This is a genomic window from Polymorphospora sp. NPDC051019 (genome assembly GCF_040683055.1).
Lineage (GTDB): Bacteria > Actinomycetota > Actinomycetes > Mycobacteriales > Micromonosporaceae > Polymorphospora > Polymorphospora lycopeni.
The window spans coordinates 23364-48189 of record NZ_JBFBCH010000036.1; the positions used below are offsets into that span (position 1 = coordinate 23364).

The following is a 24826-nucleotide window of genomic DNA, read 5'->3' on the forward strand; positions in this document are numbered from 1 at the left end:
GCGTTGTATCGCCGGCGCCGATGCATCGGTCCGGTCATCGGCTAGTGACCGTGGCCAGGTCCTCGGCCCGCCAGCAGGCGGTGGTATGCGCCGTGCCGACCTGCCGCAGGACCGGGTCCTCGGCCCGGCAGCGGTCCACCGCCAGGGGGCAGCGCGGGGCGAACCGGCAACCGGTGACCGGCATCTGCTCCCGGGGGGCGGTGGCCGCACGCCCCGGCTTCCGGTCCGGGGCCGGGTGGGGCGACGAGCTGATCAGCAGCCGGGTGTACGGGTGCCGGGCCGCCTGGCAGACCGCCTCGGTCGGGCCCTGCTCCACGACCGTGCCCGCGTACATCACCACCATGCTGTCGGCCAGGTGGCGCACGACCGGTAGGGCGTGGCTGATGAACAGCATGGCGGTGCCCAACCGATCCTGGATCTCCAGGAGAAGGTTGAGGATCTGCGCCTGGACCGAGACGTCCAGCGCGGAGACGGCCTCGTCGCAGACCAGCAGGGCAGGTTCCAGCGCGAGCGCGCGGGCGATGCCGGCGCGCTGCGCCTGCCCGCCGGAGATCTGCTGCGGGTAGCGGTCGGCCAGCGCCGGATCGAGGTGGACCGAGCGGAGCAGATCGGCCACCCGCTCCCGGGCGGCGGCGCCCCGGGCCACCCGGTGGATGACCAGGGGCTCGGCCACCGACCAGCCGATAGTCTTCCGGCTGTCCATGGCCTGTACCGGATCCTGGAAGACGGCCTGCACCGCCCCTCGGTAGCCGCGTGCGGACCTGGCCAGCCAGTCCGGTAGCGCCCGGTCCTGGTAGCGGATGTCGCCGGCGTCCGGGTGCTCCAGCCCGAGAATCAGGTTGGCGACCGTGGACTTGCCCGAGCCGGACTCGCCGACCAGCCCGACGATTTCGCCGGGGCGCACGCTCAGCGACACCCCCCGCAACGCCCGGACGGGGCGGGGGCCGGTGGTGAACGTCTTGTGGACGTCGCGTACCTCGAGCAGCGGGGGCGGGTCGGCGGTCTTGGTCATCAGGTGCTCCGCGGTGTCTCGGCGAGATGGCAGGCCACGTTCAATCCGGACACCGGGCGCAGGCCGGGCGTGGTTTCCGCGCACCGGGATTCGGCCTGCGGGCACCGGGGGGCGAAGGCGCAGCCGTGGTCGACCACCGGCCCCGGGGCCAGTGCGGGCAGCCGTACCTTGCGTGGCCCGTCCAGCCGGGGCGCGGCGGCCAGCAACGCCCGCGTGTACGGGTGACCGGCGTTCCGGTAGAGCGCGGTGGTGGGGCCGGACTCGACGAGCCGGCCGCCGTAGAGGACCAGGGTCGAGCTGGCGACCCGGGCGACCACGCCGAGGTCGTGGCTGATCAGCATCAGCGCGAGCTGGTGCTCGTCCCGTAGCTCGTCGAGGATGTCCAGGATCTCGGCCTGCACGGTGGTGTCCAGCGCGCTGGTCGGTTCGTCCGCGATCAGCAGGCTGGGCCGGGCGACCAGTGCCCCGGCGATCATGGCCCGCTGGAGCATCCCGCCGCTGAACCGGTGCGGGTAGTCGCGGAGCCGGTCGGCGGGCTCGTGGATGCCCACCCGGCGCAGCAGCGTGAGCAGCCGGTCCCGGCCCGAGGGCCAGATGCCGGCTGCGCGTAGGCCGTCGGTGAGCTGGGCGCCGATGGTGCGGGTGGGGTTCCACGAACCGAACGGTGACTGGAAGACCATGGCGATCCGCCGGGCGCGCAGCCGGCGCAGCCCGGCCCGGTCCATGGTGAGCAGGTCGCGGCCCTCGAAGGTGAGCAGGTCCGCCCGGATCTCCACGGCCGGGTCGAGGAGCCGGCTGATCGCCAGGGCGATGGTCGACTTGCCGCTGCCGGACTCGCCGACCACGGCGAGGGTGCTGCCGGCGGACAGGTCGAAGCTGACGTTCTCGACCGCCGGGCGCCGGGCGCCGGGGTAGCGTACGGTCAGCCCGCGCGCGGACAGGATGGCGGTCATCGGCCGGTCCCGTCCCGGCGCAACCGGTCGCCGATCGCCATGAAGTTCAACGCCACCAGGAAGACCACCAGGCCCGGCAGGACCGCCGCCCACCAGGCGGTGAGCGCGTACTGCTTGGCGTCGGCGATCAGCAGTCCCCACTCCGGGCTGGGCGGCTGTGCGCCGAGGCCGAGGAAGGACAGGCCGGTCAGGGCGACCAGGGCCTGCCCGAGATCCAGGGTGTAACGGACGGTGACCTGGTCGTAGGTGTGCGGCACGACGTGCCAGCGCAGGATCTGTCCGCCCGAGGCGCCCAGCGTCCGGGCCGCCTTGATGTGCTGGTCCTTGAGCAGGGAGAGGACCTGGCCGCGGACCATCCGGGCGTAGCTGGGCCACCAGAGCACCACGAGCGCGATCAGGGTGGAGCCCAGCCCTCGCCCGAGCGAGGCCGCGATCGCCATCGCGAACACCAGGTACGGGAAGGCGAGGAAGACGTCCACCACGCGCATCAGGATCCGATCCACCAGGCCGCCGCTCCAGGCCGCGACGGCGCCGTAGGCGGTCCCGAAGACGGCCGCGACACTGACCACGATCAGGCTGGTGCCGAGCGAGTAGCGGGCTCCGTGGACGACCCGGCTGAAGATGTCCCGGCCGGCGTCGTCCGTGCCGAACGGATGGGCGACCGACGGGGCCTGGAAGCGTTCGGAGACCGCCAACGCGTAAGGGTCGTGCGGGGCCAGCCATCCGGGAACCAGCAGTAGAGCGGCGATGCCGAACACCGTGGCGCCCACCCACCATTCGGCCGCGCGGGGCCGGCGTAGCCGCCAGGCGGCCACGCCGGGAACTTGCCATACCGTCATCGAGACTCCCGAAGCCGCGGATCCAGGACCGGGTAGAGCGTGCCGACCAGTGCGTTGACCACGACGAACACGACGGTGGAGAGGATCGTGATCGCCATGATCGCGTTGTAGTCGAAGGCGCCGAAGGCGTGGTAGGCGTACAGGCCGAGGCCGGGCCAGGAGAAGATCACTTCGATGATCACCACTCCACCGAGGCTCCAGCCGAGTTGCAGGCCGAGCATGGTGATGACCGGGTTGAGCGAGTTGCGTAACGCGTCCACGAAGACCAGGCGCCGCTCGGTGACGCCGCGGGCCCGGGCGGTCCGCACGTAGGGGCGGCGGAGTTGCTCGGCCAGCGACGAGCGCATCAGGGTCATGGTCACCGCGATGTGTGTGATGACCAGGGTGGTGACCGGCAGGGCCACGGTGCGTGCGGCCTGGCCGATCAGCCCCGGTTCACCGGTCAGGATGGTGTCCACCAGGCCCATCCCGGTCACCTTCGGCACCCCGGTGCCGCCGTAGTCGAAGTTGCCCGCCACCGGAAACCACTGGAGCTTGCCGGCGAAGACGATCTGAAGCAGCAGGCCGACCCAGAAGACCGGCACCGCCACCCCGATCACCCCGGTGAAGCGCAGCAGACCCGTGTGCGGCCCGCGCGGCCAGTACGCCCAGGCGATCCCGGCCAGCACGCCGATCGCCGCGTAGCCCAGGTACGACAACAGGATCAGTTCCAGCGAGGCGGGCACCGCGGCGGCCAGGTCGTCGAGCACCGGTTGGCGGGTCTGTATCGAGTCGCCGAGATCGCCGGTGACCAGGTCGCCGAGGTAGCGCAGATACTGCACTGGCAGCGGCTGGTCCAGTCCCATGTCGGTGCGGACCTGGGCGACCTGTTCCGGTCCGGCGTCCAGGCCGGCGGCGAGGCGGGCCGGGTCGGCCGGGACGAGCCGGCTCAGCACGAACGTGATGCTGACCGCGATCCACACGACGAGCAGGATCCAGCCCAGGCCGATGGCCAGGCGGACCAGCCGGGAGCCAACCCCGCGAATGGATGTTGAACCTGGCATGACTCACCCTCACCGCAGGTCAGGGGCCTGCACCAGCGCCACGAGGCCGACAGGCCGGGGGCCGAACATCCATATCTGACTAGCGAAATCGGACAACAGGGACAACATGTCGGCCTTCCTCGCCCGTCACCCGGCGGGCGCGCTGTCCGGCGCGTAACCGTCGGCGCGGTCAGCCGCGACCAGGTCCGGGTCGCGTTCACCGGACGGGCCGTATCCGCCCCCGCCGCCGGTGGCCACCCGCACGCGCGCGCCCCGCGGCAGTGCCCGGGCACCCACCTTGAGGACCGTCTCGGTGACCCCGTCGATCTCGATCTCACCGTGGGTGGGTTGCCCGTCCGAGCCGCCGTGGAGACCCCAGCCGGGCACCGTCGAGCGCTCCAGCCACAGCGACAGACGGGTGCCCTCGTCGAGGGTCTCGTACTCCCGCAGGATCCCCAGCCCGCCGCGCTGCCGGCCGGGGCCGCCGGAGCCCTCGCGCAGCGCGTACCGGTGCACCCGGATCGGATAGCGGGACTCCAGCACCTCCACCGGGTAGTTCTTCAGATCCCCGGCACCATAGTTGATCATTCCGTTGGCGCCGTCCGCGCGGGAGGACGCACCCCAGCCGACCGCGGTCGCCTCACCGCTGACGTACCGCCGGCCGTCGGTAGTGGTGCCGAAGAAGGTCACGTTCATCGGGTCGGCCGGCTGCCCAGCCACCACCTCGTCCGGCAGCACCTCGGCCAGTGCCCGGATGACCAGGTCGATCATCAGGCCGAGTGGCGGGTAGTAGTAGATGGTGGCGTGCGGTTCGGCCACGTTGAAGACGGTGCCGGGCGGGGCCACCACCGTGAGGTTACGAAACGTCCCGGCCGTGACCGGCGCGTTCGGGTTGATCAGACACTTGAACGCCAGACGGGCGCCGGCGACGGTGCCGGGCAGCGGCGAGTTCACCGACCCCGCGGTCGGGCCGCTGGAACCGGTCAGGTCGATGGCCACCTCCTCGCCGGCGATCGTCACGGCGACCTTGACCGGCACCGGAGGCTGCCCGGGGCCGCCGGAGTCCATCGCCGCCTCGGCCCGGTACACACCGTCCGGGATCCGGGCGACCGTCTCCCGGTCCAGCCGTTCGCTCTGGCGGAAGGTCTCCTCGGTGGCGGCCCGTACGACGTCCGCGCCGAACCGCTCGAACAGTGCGACCAGCCGGCGCTCCCCGGTACGGCAGGCGGAGATCTGTGCGTGCAGGTCACCCCACACCGAGCGGGGTAGCCGGCTGTTACGGGTGATGTAGTCCAGGGTCTGGGTGTCCGGCTCTCCGGCGCGGTAGACGTAGGTCGGTCCGAACCGGTAGCCCTCCTGGTAGATCTCCGTGGTGTCCACCGGCCGGCCGGCCTCCTTGGCGCCGATGTCCAGCCAGTGCGCCTTGGTCGCGCCGAAGCCGATGAGCAGGTCCCGGTGGAAGATCGGCGAGAACACGGTCACGTCGTAGGTGTGGCTGCCGACCAGGTACGGATCGTTGACCATGAAGACGTCGCCGGCCCGGTAGTGTTCCGGGCCGCCGAGCATCTCGGTGGTGACCCGGATACCCATCTCCAGGTTGCCGAGGAACATCGGCAGGCCGGGGGACTGCCCCAGCAGCCGGCCCCGGTGGTCGAAGACGCCGACCGAGCAGTCCTTCATCTCGTAGATGATCGGTGTGTACGCCGAGCGGGCCAGGTTGTTGTTCATCTGCCGGGCGATCGAGGAGATCGCGTTGCGGATCACCTCCACGGTGACCGGATCCACCATGGCGGGCATGTGGGGGGCGTCGACGGTGGTCATCAGCACCTCTCTCGGGTCGGGCGCGGGGTCACGGCCGCCGCTCCAGCAGCAGGTGTCCGTGGGGTGTGGTGGTGGCCTGCCAGTGGGGTGGCACCAGGGTGGTGCAGCCCTCCTCCAGCACGACGCACGGCCCTTCGACGACCGTGCCGGCGCCCAGCCCGGTGCGGTCGTAGACCGCCGTGTCGTGGTACTCCCCGGCGAACAGGGTGGTCAGCCACTGCACTGGTGCGGGCCGTGGCGCCGGCTCGATTGCGCGGGGCGCGGGGCGCGGCCGCATACCGAGCGCGGCGACCCGCAGGTTGACCAGTTCCACCGCCTCGCTCGGATTGCTGTGGCCGTACCGTTCCAGGTAGGCGTCGTGGAACGCGGCGGCGAGGCTGGCCAGCGCGGCGGCGTCGACCCGCCCGGGTACCGGCACGGTCAGTGTGTACTCCTGCCCGGCGTAGCGCAGGTCGGCGGCGTTGTGCAGCACCGTGGCGTCCGGCGAGACGTTCTCCGCCGCCAGGAGGTCCCGGGCCTGCCCGCGCAGTTCGGTGAACTCGGCGGCGACCCCGGCCGCCGGCACGTCGGCGAGCACCGCGAAGAACGCCCGGACCAGGTCGTGGCGGACGTCCGCCTGGAGCATGCCCCAGGCGGAGAGCGCGCCCGGGGTCACCGGCACGATCACCCGCGAGATGGACAGTTCCTCGGCGAGCGACGCGGCGTGCAGCGGTCCGGCGCCGCCGAAGGCGAGCAGATCGAACTGTCGCGGGTCGATCCCGCGCGCCACGGTCAGCTCCCGGATCGCGTCGGCCATCGCCGCGTCGGCCACCGCCACCGCCCCGGTGGCGAGCTGGACCGCGTCCAGCCCGAGGCGCTCGCCGACCTCGGCCAGCGCCCGGTGCGCCGCCCGCCGGTCCAGCGCCACCGTGCCACCCATCCGGGTGTCCGGTGGGATCCGGCCGAGCAGCAGGTTCGCGTCGGTGATGGTCGGCTGACCGCCCCGGCCGTAGCAGGCCGGCCCGGGGTTCGCCCCGGCCGACTGTGGGCCGACCCGCAGGCCGCCGAGTTCCTCGTAGACGATCGAGCCGCCGCCGGCGCCCAGCGAGTGCATGGTGACCGACGGGGTGAGCACCGGGTGCCCGACGATCTCCAGCTCGCTGTCGATGTCGGCCGTACCGTCCACCACCAGCGACACGTCGAACGAGGTGCCGCCCATGTCCACACAGATGAGCTGCGCCGCGTCGAGTTGGCCGCCGATCGCCACCGCACCCACCGTGCCGCCGACCGGGCCCGAGAAGAGGGTCTGCACCGCGCGGCGGACCCCCATCTGCGCGCTCATCACGCCCCCGTTGGACTGCATCACGTGCAGCGGTCCGGGCAGGCCGCGTTCGGCCAGCCGGCGTTCCAGCCGGCCCAGGTAGTCGCTGATCTTCGGGGTCACGTACGCCGACACCAGCGCGGTGGAGAACCGTTCGTACTCGCGCCATTGCGGGGCCACCTCGTGCGAGGCGACCACCGCCAGTCCCGGCGCGGCGGCGCTGATCAGTTCCTTCGCCCGGGCCTCGTGCGCCGGGAACCGGTAGGCGTGCAGGAAACACACCGCCACCGCGTCGTACTTTGCGGCCAGTCGGCCGGCGAGCGTGCTCACCGCGTCCTCGTCGAGGGGGACCAGCGTCTCGCCGTCGGCGCCGACCCGGCCGCTGACCTCGTACACGTCCCGGCGCCGCAGCAGCATCGGTGGCCGGTGGTAATGGATGTCGTACATCCGGGGCCGGCTCGCCCGACCGATCTCGTACACGTCGCGGAACCCGCTGGTGACCACCATCGCCAGCCGGGCGCCGGAGCGCTCCAGCAGTGCGTTGAGCGCGGTGGTGGTGCCGTGGATGAAGTCCGCCACGCTGTCCAGTCCGATCCCGATCCGGTCCACCGCCTCCAGCACGCTGGTGTCCTGGCTGCCGGGGATGGACAGCGACTTCGCGCTGCGGACGGTGCCGTCCGCCGCCATCGCCACGGCGTCGGTGAATGTCCCCCCGATGTCCACCGCCACCCGGTATCCGCCTGCCCGTGTCATGCCGGTCCTTCCGCCGTCGTGTCCAGTGCCTGGTTCGCCCTCCGCAGTCCCATCAGGTCGAGGGTGGCCTCGCCCGCGACCAGCCGGGGCAGTAGTTCGTTCTCCTTGTCCGCCCGCCGTATCGCGGCGGACCGGGTGGATGCCAGGTCGGCCGCGGGCACCCGTACCACGCCGTCGCCGTCGAGCACGACCTGGTCGCCGGGTGCGATCAGCACACCGCCCACCTCGACCGGTACGTCCAGTTCCGCCGTGCCGGACTTGGTCGCGCCGCGGGAGGTGACCCAGCGGGCCCAGATGGGCAGCCCCAGTGCGACCAGTTCGTCCAGGTCGCGTACTGCCGCGTCGACCAGCAGCGCCGCCGCGCCGCGTGCCTTGGCCTGTGCGGCCAGCAGGCCGCCGACGAGCGCCACCGGCGCCGGCCGCGGCATCGCCACGACCAGCACCTCACCGGGGCCGATGCGGTCCAACGCCAGGTGCACGCCGAAGTTGTCGTCCTGGCCGCACCGGACGGTGCGGACCGGCCCGGCGGCCCGGCTACCGGGTACCACCCGGGTCAGCGCCGCGTCGACGAGACCGTCCTGCCCGGACGCCTCGTAGACGGTGGAGACACCGAGCCGGGCGAGCGGGTTCACAGCGCTGTCCGTAGCTCGGGCGTCATCCGCTGATACGCCTCGACGTAGCGGACCTCCGTGCCGGCGCCCAGATAGCGCGACTGGTAGGCGCGTTGCTCGGCGCGCTGGCGGTAGTGGTCGGCCAGATAGGACTGGGACGCCATCGCCGCCATCGCGGCCTGCTTGCGGGCGAAGACCGGGGTGATGTCCAGGAACACGTCCGCGGCGAAGCCGCACTGGTCCGGCTGGTGCGGCTCGAAGGCCAGCATCCGCGGCGGCGGGATGGTCGGAAACGCCGCGGGGACGCCGCCCGCGCCCATCGCCAGCAACCGGGCCTTCGCCGCGGCGGCCGAAGCGACCGGATGATCCGGGTTGAACGGGTCGGCGGGCGCGTGGATCAACAGCACCTGGGGGCGGACATCCAGGTAGATGTCGGCCAGCCTGCGCAGCGCGGCCGGCGGCACCTCCAGCGGGTAGTCGCCGAGGTCGAGCGGGATGTAGTCGGCGCCCACCTCGGCCGCGGCCTTGGCGCCCTCCGCGTGCCGGCGGACCTTGACCGCCTCGACCGTCTGGCCCGGCTCGCGCCACAGGTCGCCGGACTCGCCGCGTTCGCCGTAGGACAGGCAGACCACCGTGGCGCTGCCGCCGGCGGCGGTGTGCAGGGCGACCGCGCCGGCGGCCCGCCACACGAAGTCGGCCGCGTGCGCGCTGACGACCAGCATCGTCTCCGCCATCAGATCCACCGGACCATGGCCATGCCGCAGCCCGTGCCGGCCGCGGTGCGGTACGCGGGGATGTAGTCCACTATGTCCATGTCCAGCCCGCCGCAGGCGCCGCCGACGGTGAGCCAACCCATCGCCTCGGAGGTGCCGGAGACGAAGTCGGCGGGGACCAGTGCGGCGATCGCCGCCTCGTCCCGGCCGGCCATCGCGGCCAGTACGGCCCGGTCGACCGTCTCGTCCACCACGAAGTGGCTCAGGCCACCGGAGGCGATCACCGCTACCCGGGTTTCCGGCGGGTACGCCTCGAGCGCCGCGCGCAGCGCCTTACCGAGCTGCCAGCAGCGCTGCGGGGTCGGCAGGTTCGGCTCGAAATAGGTGTTGATCAGCAGCGGGACGATCGGCAGGACGGGTTTGCTCCGGTCCATCAGCCGGTTGCGTACCAGTACCACGGTGTGACCGATCGACTCGCCCTCAGGCTGTGCGCGGATCTGCGCCACGTCGAAGCCGCCGCTGTTGAGGTGCCGGATCAGGTGCGCGCCGAGCGCCGGGTCGCACGGGTAGGTCTCCCGTTGCTCTCCGTAGAGCGCCCACGCCGCGGTGGCCACCTCGGGAAACCAGAACTTCTCCGGTGGGATCGCGGTGACGGTCTCGCCCCAGTAGACCGCGAAGGTGGGCATGTGATCCTCGCTGAAGAGTTCGTGGTGGTCGTCCCCGACGACCACCACGACGTCCGGTGCGGCCCGGGCCAGCTCGTTCGCCAGGACGGCCACCGCGGCCTGCGCGCGGGCGTGCAACGCGGCGAACTCCTCCTCTTTGATCCGTTCGGCGATGCCGTCGCCGGCCCGCGCCGCCACGAGGTCGTCGAACGCCCACTTCTTCCGTCGGTAGATGAGGTTGGGGTTCTTGCGGTCGTTGCTCGCGTAGGACGCCCACAGGTTGCTGGGCATGCTCATCTGGGGGGTGTGCGACACCCCGAGGCCGAGGACAATCTGTGCCATCTCTCGTGCTCCCTGTTTGCTCGGCCGCCCGGATCCCGGGGCGTACCGTGTCCGGTCAGCCCTCGATCAGGGCACACAACGCTTCGGTGGGGTCGAGCCGGGTGATACAGACCCGGCAGTTGGTGGAGCAGAACCGACCCCGGTTGAAGATGAGCGGCGGCCGGGGATCGTCCGCCCGCCACAGTGCGGTCACCCGGCCGACGTAGAGGATGTGGTCCCCCTCCTCGTACGCCGATGCCAGCTCGCAACACAGGTGGGCGAGCGTGTGTGGCAGCAGCGGATCACCGGTTGCCCCGGTGGGGGATGGGTCCGGGCCGAACAGTTCGGCCTCGCGGGCCATCGCCCGGGCGAACCGCAGTGCGACCTGCTCCTGCCCCTCGGCCAGGACGTTCACCGTGAAGTGGCCGGCCCGCCGGATCATCTGGTTGGTGTAGGCGCGGGTGTCGACCGCGACGGCGAGCAGCGGTGGGCGCAGCGACACGGACATCACGGCGCTGGCCGTCATGCCGTGTCGCACCCTCCCGTCGCCTACCGTGATCACGGTCACCCCGGTGGCGAACAACCCCATCGTGGTGCGGTAACCGCGGTCGGTCGGGGCGTCCGCCCTCTCACGCATCAGCCCCGGCGGCCCCGTGCAGTGCCCGCCCCTCCGCGATGATCTCGTCGAACAGTTCCCGTCCGAGACTCATGTCCACTGAGCGGGCGTAGAACGAGGACACGAACATCGGCTCCCCGATGTAGAACCGCTCGTAGTGCGCCAGTCGCTGGCCGACCGCGTCGCCGGCCAGATCCCAGGCGAGTTTGGCGACCTGTACCCGGTCCACGCCCGGCATGTCTTCGGCGCCAGCGAAGTAGGTGTTCGCCAGTTCCCCGATATCGCCGCTGAATTCGCCGAGGGTGGGGGTGAGCATCAGGCCGGCCGCGCCGGTCCGCTTGATCACCTCGAGCATGGTGGTGTAGAAGTCCGGAAACAGCAGGCCCGAGGCGGACATCGCGTCGCCGTTACACCAGTACGTACCGGTGTCGGTGATGCGCGGCTCCTCTTCGCAGCGGAACAGCAGCGATTCCTGTGCCTTGTACATCGCGGCTAGCTTGCCCAGCAGTTCGCCGACATTGGGGAACACGTCGGTCTTGACCGAGGCACACAGTTTCATCGCGGTCACCACGGTCAGCGCCGCGCGGACCGTGGCACGGTGGATGGACAGGTGGCCGGAGAACGCCGCCACGCCGGTCATGAAGCGCATGTTGTTCGCCGCGGCCAGGCTGTTGTGGAAGAAGACCCGGTCCCACGGCACCAGCACGTCGTCGAAGACGACAAGCGCGTCCATCTCCTCGAAGCGTGAGCTGAGCGGGTGGTCGTAGACATTGCGCCGGTCGTCGGGCACCAGCGGCTCACGGCAGATGATCTTGACACCGGGGGTGGCCGTCGGTACCGCGAAACACAGCGCGTACGCGTCGTCGCCCGGTCCGAACTGCCGCCCGTTCGGAAACACCAGGATCTCGTCGGTCACCGGGGCAGCCGTGGCCAGTTGCTTGGCACCACGGATGACCAGCCCCTCCGGGGTCTCCTCCTTCACCCGCAGGTGGATGAACGGGTTGGCCTGCTGGTGTGAGGGCTTGGAGCGGTCGGACTGCGGGTTGCCCAGGGCGTGGGTGAGGAACAGGTCGTTGTCGCGTACGTAGCGCACGTAGTCGGCGACCTTCTGCGCGCCGCCCTCGCCCCACTGCTCGAACCACTCGGTGCTTTCCCACATCCCGGCGATCAGCGCGGCCATGAACTCCGGCCCCCGACCGAGGCACCCGTACGAGGCGCGGGAGTAGGTGCGGTAGGCCCGGCCCTTCGCCTTGAGTTCTTCCTTGCTCTTGGGCACGAGGAAGCTGATGTCGTAACGCTCGCCGCCGGGCTCCTCCGAATAGGTGAGGATGTCGGTGTAGCGCGAGTCGTGCTTCATGTCGTACAACCGGGCGTAGCTCTCGATCGGCTTGCGGAACGCCGGATAGGTGGTGACATCCGCGACCCGCTCCCCGCCGACGTACACCTCACGCGGCGTCCGAAGTCCCTCGATGTACTGCTTTCCAGTGCGGATCACGTGTCGACCTCCGTGAGACGGCCCCGAGATGGGGATGTCTCGACGGTAGGAACTGGCAATTCGGCAGGTCCAACGCGCGTTCCCGATGCGGTCCATCGGTCGCGCCGATGCGTGGCCATCGGCGTGGTCGATGGATCACATCGCGCAATCCTGTTGGAGGCTCCTCGTCCGCCGGCCATACGCTGCGGGCCTCGCGGCACGCGCGACCTCGAACGGAGAGTCCATGAGACCGCATAGAACAGCCGTACCCACGAGAGTCACCCAGGTGCTGGCCACGGCCGTCGCTGTCGGCCTCGTCGCCACCCTGGCCGCCTGCTCCACCGAGGAGAAGGCCGCGCCGTCCGAACCGGTGACCGGCGGCACCCTGGTGCTCAACACCGTGTTCAACAACAACCAACTCGACCCGGCGCGCGAGGCGTCGGTGACCGCGAACATGGCGCTGCACGCCGTCTACGACACACTGCTCACGTTCGAGGGCAGCGACCTGACGCCGAAACCGGCACTGGCCACGTCGCACACGGTCTCGCCGGACGCGAAGGTGTTCACCTTCAACCTGCGCAAGGACGTGAAGTTCAGCGACGGTACGCCCCTGACGGCCAGGGATGTCGTGTTCTCCTTCCACCGCCTGATCAACATCAAGGGTCGCCAGTCCTACATGCTGCATGGTGTCACGGCCAGCGCCCCCGAGGCGCATGTGGTGGTGTTGACCAGCGACACACCGAACCCGGCCCTGGAGCGAATCGTCGCATCGACTCCGCTGAGCGTGGTCAACTCGACCCTGGTCGGCGCTAACGGGGGCAGCGACGCGGCGGACGCGGACAAGACGGACAACGCCGAGGCGTTCCTGTCCACCAAGAGCGCCGGCAGTGGCCCGTACGTCATCAAGGAGTACCGGCCGACGCAGCAGATCACGCTGGGCGCGAACCCGCACTACTGGGGCACCAAGCCGGTCTTCGACACGGTCATCATCCGCAACGTGCCCGCCGCCACCCAGTTGCTGGGCGTGCAGCGGGGCAAGGACGAGGTCGCCTACGACATCGCCGCCGACCAGGCCGCTTCGCTGAGCGGTAACCCCGCCGTCCAGGTCGTCACCAAACCGGCGTTGAACAGCTTCTACCTGGGTGTGAACATCGATCCGGAACAGGCGCCGGTCACCGCGAACCCGAAGATCCGCGAGGCGATCCGGTACGGGCTCGACTACGACGGCATCACCGAGATCGGTGGTACGGGCGCGGTCCAGCTCGCCGGCATGATCCCGAACGGCCTGCTCGGTGGCCTGCCACCCGACCAGGCGGTCAAGCGGGACGTGGAGCGGGCCAAGGCGGCCGTCGCCGCGTCCGGGATCGCCGACCCGAAGTTCAAACTGAACTACGTCGCCAACTTCGTCTTCGCCGGGGTATCGGTCGAGACGATCGCGCAGAAGATCCAGTCCAGCCTTGGTGAGATCGGCCTGGAGGTCGAAATCGAGGGCCGGCCGATCGCCGTCCACCTCCAGTTGCGTCGCGACGGCAAGGTCCAGGCCAGTGCCTCCCTGTGGTCACCCGACTCGGCGGACCCGAACGGCTACCAGCCGTTCGCCCCGGGCGGCACCGTCGCGGTCCCGCTCGGATACACCGTGGAGCGGGCGCCGGCGGAGGCGGCGCTGGCCAGGGAGGCGACGGCCACCACGGACGAGCGGCAGCGCGCCCAGCGGTACGAGGAGCTGCAACGTCGCTTCAACACCGACTCCCCGTACTTCCCGCTGATGCAGCCGGCCTCGGTGCTGGTCGGCACTGCCGGTCTGACCGGGCTGGTCTACAACCCGCAGTGGGGCGTGGACGTGGCCAGGATCGGCCGCGGCTGACTCGCCTCGACCCCGGGGCTCCGGGCCTGGCCCGGGAACCCTGGGGTCGAGGCGTTCGCGACGGGATCGGCGGAAGCGGAGATCCCGACACCCGGGTAGGCAGGCCCGTGCGGCCGGCCCAGAGCCTGGTGAACAAGGTCTTCAGGTGGCTGGTGGCGGGCGAGTCGGCGTGATCATTGCCCACCGGTGTCCGTGTCCGGTCCCGGCCGGGACGTGTGGGGTGAGAATGGCCCCTCGGCTCAGCGAGGGGTGCTGGCCGGCTCCCGCAACCAGCAGGCGGCCTCGCGGTTCACCGGCGCTAGCCGCAGCAGCGGTGGATCGTCGGTAGCGCAACGCGGCAGGACCTGCGGACAACGCGGGTGGAAGCGGCAGCCCGGCGGCGGATCCGCCGGGTCGGGTATCTCCCCGGGCAGCGCCACGGGCAGCCGGCCGGCGCCGTCGACCGACGGCACCGCGTCGATCAGCGCCCGCGTGTAGGGGTGCCGAGGGTCCCGCCACAGCTCGCCGGTGGGTGCGCTTTCCACGACCCGGCCCAGATACATCACCGAGACCGCGTCGGCGATCTGCCGTACCACGCCGAGGTCGTGGGAGATCAGCAGCATCGCCACGCCGAGTTCGGACTTGAGCCGCACCAGTAGCTCGGCGATCTGCCGCTGGGCGGCGACATCCAGTGAGGACAGCGGCTCGTCGAGCACGAGCATCGAGGGGGAGGTGGCGAGCGCGCGGGCGATGGCGACGCGCTGGCGCTGCCCGCCGCTGAGTTCGTGCGGGTAGCGAGAGGCTGTCGTGGCCGGCAGGCCAACCTGTTCCAGTAATTCCGCGGCGCTTCGCGTCCGCGCCGCCGCGGCCGGCCCGACCAGCCCGTCACAGACCTGACGGCCGATCCGACGACGAGGGTTGAGCGACGCGTACGGGTTCTGGAACACCATCTGCAGGCCGAGCAGGGCAGGCGGGCGGACCCGCCGACGGACCGGCAGGACCGGCCCACCCTCGAAGTGCACCGCGCCAGCGGACGCAGCGACCAGTCCCATGACCGCCTTGGCCACGGTGGACTTGCCACAACCGCTCTCGCCGACCAGCCCGACGATCTGGCCGGCCGCCACGGTCAGGCTCGCCCCCGCGACCGCGCGCACCGGCGGGCGGCCCCGCTGGTGGTAGACCACCTCCAGGTCGCGGACGTCGAGGACCGGCGGGTGCTCCGCCGGCTCGCCGCTCACGGCGTCACCGCCGACCCGCCGGTCTTGTCGGGTGCGGTGCCGCCGGCACCGGCCGACGGGGCGCGCGTGAAACTGGTCTGAGGGTCGAACACGTCCCGCAAGGTGTCTCCCAGGCAGTTGAACGCGAGCACCACGCTGAAGATGGCCAGCCCGGGGAACGTGCTGACCCACCAGAACTGGAAGTACTGGGTACCGGAGGAGACCATCAGGCCCCACTCGGCGGCCGGTGGCTGGGCGCCCAGGCCGAGGAACGACAGCCCGGACAGCAGCAGGATCGCGCCACCCAGGTCGAGTGTCGCCAGCACCAGCACCGGTCCGGCGATGTTGGGCAGCACGTCCTCGACGAGGGTACGCCGGGCCGAGACGCCCAGCAGCCGACGGGCGCTGACGTACTCGGCGTCCCCGATGGAGATGACCAGGCCACGGACGATGCGGGCATACCACGGCCAGGAGATGATCACCAGGGCGAGCATCGCGTTGGTGACACTCGGGCCGAGTACCGCGGTCACCACCATCGCCAACACGATTCCGGGGAACGCGAACAGCAGGTCGCAGAGGCGCATCAGCACACTGTCCACCCAGCCCCGGAAGTAGCCGGCCAGGGCGCCCAGGACGGTGCCGGCGACCAGTGACAGCGCGACCAGCATGACGGCCAACGGCAGGGACGTCCGGGCGCCGTACAGGACCCGGGAGAACACGTCGCGGCCGAGTTCGTCGGTGCCGAACCAGTGCGTACCCGAAGGCGCCTCGAAACGTCCGGCGTCCTGGGCCAGCGGGCCGGGGCCCGGAAGTACCGGGGCTAGCGCGGCGGCGAGCAGCCAGACCAGTATCACGGTGATGCTGATGACCGCCATCGGGCGGCGCCACAGCGCGCGGGTCCGCCCGTCCAGCCGTCCTCCGCCACGCCACCGGGCCGGCGGCCGACGGCGCCAGAAGGGACGCAGCGGCACGGTGCCGGGTGCCGTCCCCGGGGGCGTGCTCATCCGGCCCGGATCCGGGGATCGATGACGCCGTAGAGGACGTCGATGACGAAGTTCACCGAGATGTAGACGACCGCCACGAACATCGTCACCCCGGTGATCGCCGGCAGGTCCAGGCTGACCGCGGCCCGGTAGGCGTAGCCGCCGATGCCAGGCCAGCTGAAGATCGCCTCGATCAGCACCGCACCGGTGAGCACTCCGGCGAACGCGAAGCCGAGAATCTGGATCATGCTGGGCAGGGCCGCGCGCAGGACGTACCGTCGCACCACGGTCCGGGCCGGCAGGCCCTTGGCGTGTGCCGCGCGGACGTAGTCGTGGTTGATCACCTCAAGCACCGCGGTCCGGGTGAACCGGGCGATGTAGCCGATGTTGTAGGCGGCCAGGACCGCGGCCGGCAGCGCCAGGTGGTGCAGGGCCGCGCCCGTCGCGGCCAGGTCACCGGCGAACAGGGCGTCCAGCGTGTACAGGTGGGTGATCTCGGCGGGCGGTATGGCCAGCGGGTCGATCCGGCCGCCGCCGGGGAACAGGTCGAACACGAAGAACCCGAGGTAGAGCACGATCAGTCCGAGCCAGAACACCGGCACCGACACGCCGCCGAGCGAGACCACGCGCAGTACCTGGTCCAGCAGCGTATCGCGACGCAACGCCGCCGCGACCCCGAGTCCGACGCCGATCAGCGAGGCGAGCAGCACCGAGATGATGGCCAGCTCGGCGGTGGCCGGGATGTAGGCGATCAGGTCGTCCAGCACCGGCGTGCCGGTCTGCTGCGACACGCCCAGGTCGCCGCGCAACAGGTTGGACAGGTAGACCAGGTATCGCACCGGAATCGGCTTGTCCAGGCCGTTCCGGCTGTTCCAGGCCGCCACCGCCGCCTCGTCCTCGCCCTGGACGGGGCCGAGCGCGGCGCGGGCCGGATCGCCCGGTACCAGCGAGGTGAGCACGAACGTGACCAGGCTGATCCCCAGGAGCAGCAGGACCATCGCGCCGAGCCTGCGCACCAGCAAGCGGGCCAGGGGGTGGGCGGCCCGGCGCCGGCCGGTCACCCCGGAGGCGGTCATGCCGGTGGCAGGGCGGCGAGCAGCCCTGCGGTGTAGGGGTGGCGGGGTTCGCACAGCACCTGCTGGCGGGTGCCGGTCTCCACGATGCGTCCCTCGTGGAAGACACTGACCCGCTGTGCGAGCGCGGACATCACGCCGAGGTCGTGGGTGATCAGCACGATCGTGAGCCCCTGCTGGAGCCGCAGCTCGTCGAGCAGGCGCAGCAGGCCGGCCTGCACCGTCACGTCGAGCGCGGTGGTCGGCTCGTCTGCAATGATCAGTTTGGGGCGACAGGCCAGCGCGACCGCGATCGCGATCCGCTGGCGCATCCCGCCGGAGAACTGGTGCGGATAGCTGCGCAGCGCGCCGTGCGGGTCCGGGATACGTACGTCGGCGAGCAGTGCGGCGGCGTGCTCCCGCGCCTCCCGCCGGCCCATCGCGAGGTGGGCCCGGACATGGTCGGTCAGCTGCGCGCCGACGGTCAGCATCGGGTGTAGCGAGGTCATCGGATCCTGGAACACCATCGCGATGTCGCGGCCGCGTACCCGCCGCCGCTCGGCGGGGGACAACGCGAGCAGGTCGCGCCCGTCGAAGACGGCCTCGCCGGTCACCCGCGATCCGGCCGGCAGCAGCCCGAGCAGAGCCAGAAACGTCATCGTCTTGCCGCTGCCGCTCTCCCCGGCGACGCCGAACACCTCGCCGGCCCGGACCTCCAGGTCCACCCCACGCACGACGTTGGCCGGCCCGTTCGGGGTTGGCACTGCGACGGTCAGGCCCGCGACGGTCAACACGGCGCGGCCGGCGAGAACGGGTTCTCGGCGCGGAACCGAGCGGCGACCTCACGGTGGCGCCGGAACTGGACGCCGCGTGAGCGCGCGTGCCGGAGGAAGTCGCGCACGACCCGCAGCCGGGCCCCGCGCGGCGCGCTGGAGGGGTGCAGGATCAGCGTGAGTACGCCGCCGGGCAGGGTCTGGCACATCCAGTCCAACTCGTCCAGCCACATTCGCAGGATCTTGTCGTACCCGTGCAGCCCGGAGATCGGCGGTTGGATGAGAAAGTCCATCTGCGGCACGTCGATCATCGATGAGAGCACCGGGAGAGTCACCACGTCCAGCGGCTCACCACGACGCAGCGGCCCGTCCGGGGTCCACCGGTCGCCCCGGCGCGCGTAGTACGGCAGCACGTCGTGACCCATGCCCGAGGCGTCGTGTCCGATGCCGAACTCGGCGGCGAGCCTCAGCGTTTCTGTGGACAGGTCGCCGCCGGGTGCCCGGAACCCGGTGGGGCGCAGGCCCAACACCTTGTCGTACGCGGCGAACGCCCGCTCGAACTCGGCGCGCTCCTGCGCCTCGGAGAGCCGGGTGTGGTCCTTGTGCAGGTATCCGTGATGGCCGATCTCGTGCCCCTCGGCCACAGCCCGGCGGCACACCTCGGGAAACGTCTCGACGGTGTGGCCGGGAACGTAGATCGTCGCGAGGACTTCCTCGGTGGCGAACAGGTCCAGCAGCCGGGGCATACCGACCTCACCACCGAAGTCCGCCCGCGACATGCGGGTCGGCGACAGCGCGGAGTCCCACTGGAGCCACAGCGCGTGTCCGTCGAAGTCGACGGTGACGCAGACGGTCGGCGCCCGGCTCATGGGCCATCTCCTCCCGCGGTGTCGAATCGCTCCCTTGCCTCGCCGACCGTAGGAAGCCGGCCGCGGCGCCGTCCAACAGTTGCCGCCGATGCGACCGATCGGCCGAACAGATGGATGCGGGTATGTTCCCGCGGTATGCACTGGCGAGCGGAAGCACGGCTGGACCCCGGGACGGTGCTCGCCGCGGCGTGGGCCCAGCGAGACCAGATGGTCGCCGACTGGCTTGCGGTCGCGGCACGGCCGGCGCCGAAGGGCGCGGAATCGGCCCGGCTGGCGGTGGTCGAGCGGCTGCTGGGCGAACCGGGGCTGGTCGATGAGGTCTGGGTCGACGCCACCCCCAACTGTTACGCCCGGCTGGGCACCGCGGCCGGGCACCTGCCGGTCGGCCGGCGGCCCCGGCTGGCGGTGGTGGCAACGGTGGACGACCTGGACACCGTGGCGGCGCTGCACGGCCGTGCGCCGGCCCGGCGGCGGGGCGGCCGGATGATCGGCGCCGGGGTCAACACCACCTGCGGCGACGCGACCGTGCTTGCGGTGCTGCGAATGGCCCGCACGCTCGGCTGGCGACCACGGGGCGAGGTGCTGGTGGCGTTCGTGACCGGCGAGGAGACTGGCCTGACCGGCGCCCGCGAACTGGTCGGCCGGTACGCTGCCAGCCTAGACGGGTTCATCGACGTGATGGGCGGGGTGGGCACGGTCAGTTTCAATGCGATCGGAATCCGACACCTCACCGTGCGGATCAGCGGCCTCAGCCGGCACAGTCTCGGCGGCGGGGTGTCTGCGGTGCCGGACGCGCTCGCCCGGCTCGCCCAGCGGCTCGCCGCCCGGGCACCCACGCCGCCGCTGGACGGGCATCGCGTGCTGCGGGTCAACGGCATCCACGCCGGTGAGGTGTACAACCACTCGCCGGCCGGCGGTGAGCTGTGGGTGGACGTGCGCGCCACCGATCAGCGTTGGCTGGACGACGCCGTCGCGACCGTCCGCGCCGAGGCGGGCGTGGTGGCCGCCGAGACAGGGGTACTGGCGCAGGTCGACGTGGTACACGAGCAGCCTGCCGCGACGCTACCTGGCGGTGCGACGCACCCCTTGGTCCGCGCGGCGGTGCGCGCCATGGCGGCAATACACGACCAGCCGGTAACCCAACGTGCCTGGTCCTCCTCGAACGTCAACGCGGCGCTGGCCGCCGGGCTGCCCGGGGTAGCACTGGAGGGCACCGAGCGCGGCGGCGGTCGCGGGACGATCGAAGAGTGGTGCGACCTGACGGGAGCGGTCACCGGATCGGCTGCGCTGCTGCTCCTGCTGGACTCGCTCTGCTGATCGGCCGATCAGCCGTGGGCCGAGGGAGGTTGAGGAATCGTGGACAACGAGGTCGCGACCGGGTTGCCCTCAGGCATCGCTGCGCAGGTCGCCCGGTGAGCGCCGTCCCGGTACTTGTGGTGCTGAGTGAGGAGCCGGTCGAGTTCGCCAGCGCTGGGGAATTGGCCGCGGTCGGAGAGATTCTCGCCGCCGTCGAGTGGTTTGAGCGCTCGCCGATCTGCCTGATCCGCGGGCCCGGCGAGATGTCCGAAACCGGTTGCCGGTCGTGGTGACCGCAGCGGTGTGCGCCGTGGTGGCCGGCTACCGTTCCTACACGGCCATCGCCAAGTGGGTCGCCGACGTTCCGGCCTCGACGGCTCTCGCCCTGGGCATCACCCCCGATCGACGGCCATCCGAGGCGACGATCTGCCGGCTACTGCAGGCCCTCGACCCGCAGCGACTGACCGCGACCATCGGCGTCTGGCTCTCCGGTCGCAGCACCGCCGACACATCGACGGGCAGGCGGACGATCGCCGTCGACAGCAAGACCCTGCGCGGATCCCGCACCACCGACACCGCCGCCCGCCACGTGATGGCCGCCTGCGACCAGGCCACCGGCGTGGTCCTGGCCAGCACCGAAGACCAACGAGACCACCCGATTCCAGCCGCTACTCGATCAGATCGGCGACCTGCGCGACACCGTCGTCACCGCCGACGCCCCGCACTGCCAACGCGACCACGTCACCTACGCGGCAACCGCGCCGAGGATCGCCGCAAAGCGACGCGCAGTAGATAGGGTCCCGGCAGTACGTGGAACTGCGGGGCAGATCAAGCCGCCGGGCGTCATCTTGATGGCGTCCACCAGCGCCGGCCGCCAACATGCCGGCGGACTTGGACGGCTGCGCCCGCTCCGGTTACGGACCTCACCGTCACAGCGGTCGCCAGTCCTGGAAGCACGGTCAGGGGCCATCCCAGATGGTGATGCTGGCCTGGCTCTTGCCATCCTCTTTGGGTGATGGTCGATGTGGACGACATGGTGCAGACCTGGGGTCCGGACGACTTCTGGCAGGCGGCCCAACCGTTGATCCCGACCCCTGCGCTCCGGCCGCAGGGCGCGTCGCCGGTCACACCGGCCACAGTGGCATGGCCTGCTCGGCTACGGCGGTGATCCGTGTGGCGTCGACCTGGATGGAGAACTCGTCGGGGGTGTAGTACGGCCAGCGGCACCAGAAGGTGACCGGGCCGGGCGGGGGAAGTGGGCGGACGCGCCAGGCGTAGTCGACGTAGTTTCCGGCACCGCCGCCGCCGGCGTTGACCAGCTCCAGTTCCCTGGCGGGTGTGGCCTGGGCGGGCTGAGGGGCGTTGCTGGCGGTCCGGCCGTCGGCGTAGTGGACACCGAGGGTGAACAGCCGCTGCTGGTCCGCGGGACCGGCGTCGATGAGATGGGCGGCGTTGAACACCGGGTTGGGGTAGCGGGCTGTCGGGGCCGACGGCAGGTTGGGGTTGAGGTAGATCAGCAGGTTGAAGGCGAACATCTCGGGCCAGACACGGAACCCGTAGAGCTGTGCCCCGAAGTAGTCGTTACGGGCCAGGGACAGGCTCGCATCGGCGAATCCCGGCATTACCGACGCAGGCGGGTTCTGCGGCCCGACCCATCGGGACACCCGTGCGAATTCATCAGTCATAGTCACTCATTATGAACCTCGCGAGGGTAGCGGTGTGGCCGGGCGTCCCGTCGCGGCCCGGCCACACCATGGGAAAGGTCAGCTACAGACGTTGCTGCTCGGCGACGGGTTGCAATAGACCTGCCCGGTCCGGGAGTGGTGGCCGGCGTGCGATGGGCTTCCGCGTGCGGAATCGAGCCATAATGCCTGACGCATTGCCAGATGCTGGCCCTTCGCATACGACCATACGGTCGCAGAACCATTGTGGGAGCTGTGGACGTTGATGGTGTCGACGGAGTCGGTCGCGTCGTAGAATCCGTCGACTCCCGGCCACAATTGGAAGTGGATGTTCGTGAAATTGCCGGAGTACGGGCTGTAGAGGATCGTGTAGCTGACGAAGGAATTTACGCCGCCCCAGTTGACGGTGGTGCGGCCGATGGCGCGGTCGGTGACCACGCAGGATCCGGAGCAGTAGCGCAGCTCGTGGGCGAAGTCGGTCACCCACGCCCGGCCGGCGGAGGTCGCGTAGCCCCGCAACGGCCAGGCGTCCAGGACCGTCGCATTGCCCGAGTGGCCCCGCTCGACCGCGATACGCAGGGCTTTGACCTGTTCCGCTTCCTGCTCCAGGCTCACCGCGCCGGGCAGCCCGGCCGACCGTCCCTGTTCGATCGTCTCGGCCAGCGCGGTGATAGTTCGGTCGACCGTGTCACGCTGTGCGGGATCGCTGGCGAGCGCGACGACCGCCTCGACGAACGTCGTCTCAGGGCCGGTCAGCACCCAGATTCCCTCGCCCTCGCGAGCGTCCGCCGCGGCCGGGCTGGCGCCGACCGCCAGCGCAACAGCCGCAGTCACCAAGACCGCGGCGACCCGGCCCGAACTCGTCCACTTCTTCAACATCGCAAACCTTTCGATGGAGAAATGATGCCCAGCAATCGTTGGGTATCCCGTTAGATCAATTCAAGACCTCTCGGAACAATTTCTGAACGCGCCGCATTCGATACGAATCGATCTACGGGAAGCGCACTATCGGAGTGCCGCAATGTGCGTAAGGGTTCACCCGGGGTTCCACAGATAATCAGGGTTTGAGGTTGGTCCGCGGGGTTGTGGCGCAGGTCGGGGCTGCGCCCTAGCGGAAACGGCGGGAATCCCTAGTGACACGGTTCGTTCGGTTACCGCATGTGAACTGGCTGAATCTCTTGATCGCATAGCGGCTTGATCGCTAGGGTTGCTGTTCGTGTACGTGAAACGCTCGACACGGAAGATGGCCGATGGCAAGACGGTCGGCTACCTGCAGCTGGCCCACAACGAGTGGGACCCGGCGGCGAAGGTGTCGCGTACGAAGGTGCTGTACTCCTTCGGCCGGGAAGACCAGCTCGACGTCGCCGGGATCCGGCGGCTGGTCGCGGCGTTGTGCCGGCTTCTGGAGCCGGGCGATGCCCTCGCGGCGACAGCGCCCGCGGAGCTGCGGTTCCTGGAGTCCAGGACCCTGGGCGGGGCTTTCGTGCTGGACGGGCTGTGGCGCAAGCTGGGGATCGACGCCGCGATGCGGCGGATGCTGGCCACCACGCGCATGGAGCCGCGGGTGGAGCGGATCCTGTTCGCGCTGGTCGCGAACCGGGCCCTCGCACCCAGCTCGAAGCTGGCGGCGACCCGCTGGATCGAGCACGACATGGTGATCGACGGCCTGGACGTCCCGGTCGTCGACGAGTCCTGCTACCGGGCGATGGACTGGCTGATCGACGCCGAGCCGCAGCTCGGCCGGATCGTGTTCGACAACACCGCCGACCTACTGAACCTGGAGGTCGACCTGCTGTTCTTCGACACCACTTCCACCTACTTCGAGGCCGAGGACGCCGACGCGCAGGTCGGCCGCGACGAGCGGGGCGTGCCGGTCGCCGAAGGTGAGGCGGCGGTGAAGGAGGCCGGGTTCCGGACCTGGGGCAAGAGCAAGGACTCCCGAGGCGACCTGCCGCAGATCGTGGTGGGAATGGCCGTCACCCGCGACGGGATCCCGGTCAGATGCTGGGCCTGGCCTGGGAACACGGCCGACAGCGCCCTGATCCGGCAGGTCAAAGATGACATGCGGGACTGGTCGCTCGCGCGGGTCGTGTGGGTCGCCGACCGCGGCTTCACCTCGGCCGAGAATCGGCGCTACCTGCAGAAGGCCGGCGGGCACTACATCCTCGGGGAGAAGCTGCGCGGCGGCACGCCCGAGGCCGAGGCCGCGCTGTCTCGGCAGGGACGCTACCGCCACGTCGCCGACAACCTGCAGGTCAAGGAGGTTCGGCTGCACTCGGACCTGGCCGACGACCGGTTCGTGATCTGCTTCAACCCCGAAACCCAGGCCCGCGACGCGGCCGTGCGCGCCAAGATGGTCGCGATCCTGCAGGAGACCATCGACGGCTCGGACAAGCTGTCCCGCGACAAGCGCGCCGAACTGCGCGGCGTCATCTCCACCAAGCCCGGCCTCAAACGCTACCTCCGCACCACACCCGGCGGGTTGCTGCGCGTGGACAAGAAGGCCATCGACGCCGAGACCAACCTGGATGGCAAGTTCCTGCTGCGCTGCTCGGACCCCAAACTGTCGGCCAAGGACATCGCCCTGGGCTACAAGCAGCTTCTCGAGGTGGAACGCGGCTGGAGGGACATGAAGTCGATCATCGACATGCGGCCCGTCTACCACCGCGTCGAAGACCGCATCCGCGCCCACGTGCTGCTGTGCTGGCTGGCACTGCTGCTCATCCGCATCGCCGAGACCCGCACCGGCCAGACCTGGACCACCATCCGCGACGAACTCCAGCGCCTGCACCTGGGCACCTTCACCGGCCCAGCCGGCTCGTTCCGCCAGCGCACCGAACTCACCGCGACGCAGAAGAAGATCCTCACCACGCTTGGCCTGCCCGAACCCCGCCGGGTCTTCGAGGCCACCCCCGCGACGCCCTGACCTGCACCAACGCCACCGCCTAGTGACACGCCCCGTCACCGGGCAGATCGGCATTTCCCCAGCCCAGACCCCCTTTCCGCAGACT

General features: G+C 70.5%; 23 protein-coding genes. 5 read left to right on the forward strand and 18 right to left on the reverse strand.

Going from position 1 to position 24826, the window contains the following annotated elements; all coding sequences use genetic code 11:
* Positions 1-34: 34 nt before the first annotated feature.
* The 11 genes from AB0M79_RS34965 to AB0M79_RS35015 form a co-directional block, all read right to left on the reverse strand.
* Positions 35-1012 (reverse strand): ABC transporter ATP-binding protein, encoded by a 978-nt coding sequence (locus AB0M79_RS34965; RefSeq protein WP_364222668.1) that lies wholly within the window; start codon positions 1010-1012, stop codon positions 35-37.
* Positions 1012-1965, reverse strand: coding sequence for an ABC transporter ATP-binding protein (locus tag AB0M79_RS34970; protein ID WP_364222671.1), 954 nt, complete (start codon positions 1963-1965; stop codon positions 1012-1014). The genes AB0M79_RS34965 and AB0M79_RS34970 overlap by 1 nt, the downstream gene beginning before the upstream one ends.
* Positions 1962-2804: an ABC transporter permease gene (locus AB0M79_RS34975; RefSeq protein WP_364222674.1), complete on the reverse strand. Its 843-nt coding sequence runs from the start codon at positions 2802-2804 to the stop codon at positions 1962-1964. The genes AB0M79_RS34970 and AB0M79_RS34975 overlap by 4 nt, the downstream gene beginning before the upstream one ends.
* Complete coding sequence (locus tag AB0M79_RS34980) at positions 2801-3847, reverse strand: ABC transporter permease (RefSeq protein WP_364222677.1); 1047 nt, start codon at positions 3845-3847, stop codon at positions 2801-2803. Before AB0M79_RS34980 ends, AB0M79_RS34975 begins: the two co-directional genes overlap by 4 nt.
* Before the next feature lie 126 nt (positions 3848-3973).
* Positions 3974-5647, reverse strand: a complete 1674-nt coding sequence (locus tag AB0M79_RS34985) for a hydantoinase B/oxoprolinase family protein (protein WP_364222680.1) — start codon at positions 5645-5647, stop codon at positions 3974-3976.
* A gap of 28 nt (positions 5648-5675) precedes the next feature.
* A complete protein-coding gene (locus AB0M79_RS34990; RefSeq protein ID WP_364222683.1) occupies positions 5676-7700 on the reverse strand; it encodes a hydantoinase/oxoprolinase family protein in 2025 nt (674 codons plus the stop codon).
* On the reverse strand, positions 7697-8332 hold the full coding sequence (locus tag AB0M79_RS34995; protein WP_364222686.1) for a dimethylmenaquinone methyltransferase: 636 nt from the start codon (positions 8330-8332) through the stop codon (positions 7697-7699). Before AB0M79_RS34995 ends, AB0M79_RS34990 begins: the two co-directional genes overlap by 4 nt.
* On the reverse strand, positions 8329-9045 hold the full coding sequence (locus AB0M79_RS35000) for a PIG-L deacetylase family protein (protein WP_364222689.1): 717 nt from the start codon (positions 9043-9045) through the stop codon (positions 8329-8331). The genes AB0M79_RS34995 and AB0M79_RS35000 overlap by 4 nt, the downstream gene beginning before the upstream one ends.
* Positions 9045-10031, reverse strand: a complete 987-nt coding sequence (locus AB0M79_RS35005) for a hypothetical protein (protein ID WP_364222692.1) — start codon at positions 10029-10031, stop codon at positions 9045-9047. The genes AB0M79_RS35000 and AB0M79_RS35005 overlap by 1 nt, the downstream gene beginning before the upstream one ends.
* Positions 10032-10086: 55 nt before the next feature.
* Entirely contained in the window at positions 10087-10647 is a 561-nt protein-coding gene (locus AB0M79_RS35010) for a flavin reductase family protein (protein ID WP_364222695.1), read from the reverse strand.
* Entirely contained in the window at positions 10640-12121 is a 1482-nt protein-coding gene (locus AB0M79_RS35015) for a 4-hydroxyphenylacetate 3-hydroxylase N-terminal domain-containing protein (protein ID WP_364222698.1), read from the reverse strand. The genes AB0M79_RS35010 and AB0M79_RS35015 overlap by 8 nt, the downstream gene beginning before the upstream one ends.
* 223 nt (positions 12122-12344) lie before the next feature.
* On the opposite strand from AB0M79_RS35015, the gene AB0M79_RS35020 reads away from it, so the two are divergent.
* Complete coding sequence (locus AB0M79_RS35020; protein WP_364222701.1) at positions 12345-13964, forward strand: ABC transporter substrate-binding protein; 1620 nt, start codon at positions 12345-12347, stop codon at positions 13962-13964.
* A 239-nt stretch (positions 13965-14203) separates the two neighbouring features.
* Here the strand turns inward: AB0M79_RS35020 and AB0M79_RS35025 are convergent, their stop codons facing one another.
* The 5 genes from AB0M79_RS35025 to AB0M79_RS35045 are packed head-to-tail and all read right to left on the reverse strand — an operon-like array spanning position 14204 to position 18837.
* On the reverse strand, positions 14204-15181 hold the full coding sequence (locus AB0M79_RS35025) for an ABC transporter ATP-binding protein (RefSeq protein WP_364222704.1): 978 nt from the start codon (positions 15179-15181) through the stop codon (positions 14204-14206).
* A complete protein-coding gene (locus AB0M79_RS35030) occupies positions 15178-16164 on the reverse strand; it encodes an ABC transporter permease (RefSeq protein WP_364222707.1) in 987 nt (328 codons plus the stop codon). Before AB0M79_RS35030 ends, AB0M79_RS35025 begins: the two co-directional genes overlap by 4 nt.
* Positions 16161-17219, reverse strand: a complete 1059-nt coding sequence (locus AB0M79_RS35035) for an ABC transporter permease (RefSeq protein WP_364222710.1) — start codon at positions 17217-17219, stop codon at positions 16161-16163. The genes AB0M79_RS35030 and AB0M79_RS35035 overlap by 4 nt, the downstream gene beginning before the upstream one ends.
* Positions 17216-17989 (reverse strand): ABC transporter ATP-binding protein, encoded by a 774-nt coding sequence (locus AB0M79_RS35040; RefSeq protein ID WP_364222713.1) that lies wholly within the window; start codon positions 17987-17989, stop codon positions 17216-17218. The genes AB0M79_RS35035 and AB0M79_RS35040 overlap by 4 nt, the downstream gene beginning before the upstream one ends.
* Positions 17983-18837, reverse strand: a complete 855-nt coding sequence (locus AB0M79_RS35045) for a polysaccharide deacetylase family protein (RefSeq protein WP_364222716.1) — start codon at positions 18835-18837, stop codon at positions 17983-17985. Before AB0M79_RS35045 ends, AB0M79_RS35040 begins: the two co-directional genes overlap by 7 nt.
* A gap of 135 nt (positions 18838-18972) precedes the next feature.
* Here AB0M79_RS35045 and AB0M79_RS35050 point away from each other — a divergent pair, with 135 nt between their 5' ends.
* From AB0M79_RS35050 to AB0M79_RS35060, 3 genes are all read left to right on the forward strand, one after another.
* Complete coding sequence (locus AB0M79_RS35050; RefSeq protein ID WP_364222719.1) at positions 18973-20154, forward strand: M20/M25/M40 family metallo-hydrolase; 1182 nt, start codon at positions 18973-18975, stop codon at positions 20152-20154.
* Between the two features lie 95 nt (positions 20155-20249).
* Positions 20250-20426 (forward strand): hypothetical protein, encoded by a 177-nt coding sequence (locus tag AB0M79_RS35055; protein WP_364222722.1) that lies wholly within the window; start codon positions 20250-20252, stop codon positions 20424-20426.
* Entirely contained in the window at positions 20423-20929 is a 507-nt protein-coding gene (locus AB0M79_RS35060; protein WP_364222746.1) for a transposase family protein, read from the forward strand. The genes AB0M79_RS35055 and AB0M79_RS35060 overlap by 4 nt, the downstream gene beginning before the upstream one ends.
* Before the next feature lie 328 nt (positions 20930-21257).
* Here AB0M79_RS35060 and AB0M79_RS35065 read toward each other — a convergent pair whose 3' ends face one another.
* Together AB0M79_RS35065 and AB0M79_RS35070 are read right to left on the reverse strand one after the other, a co-directional pair.
* Positions 21258-21818: a hypothetical protein gene (locus AB0M79_RS35065; protein WP_364222725.1), complete on the reverse strand. Its 561-nt coding sequence runs from the start codon at positions 21816-21818 to the stop codon at positions 21258-21260.
* A gap of 78 nt (positions 21819-21896) precedes the next feature.
* Positions 21897-22694, reverse strand: coding sequence for a hypothetical protein (locus AB0M79_RS35070; RefSeq protein ID WP_364222728.1), 798 nt, complete (start codon positions 22692-22694; stop codon positions 21897-21899).
* 364 nt (positions 22695-23058) lie between these two features.
* On the opposite strand from AB0M79_RS35070, the gene AB0M79_RS35075 reads away from it, so the two are divergent.
* Complete coding sequence (locus AB0M79_RS35075) at positions 23059-24741, forward strand: IS1634 family transposase (protein ID WP_364222731.1); 1683 nt, start codon at positions 23059-23061, stop codon at positions 24739-24741.
* Positions 24742-24826 lie beyond the last annotated feature (85 nt).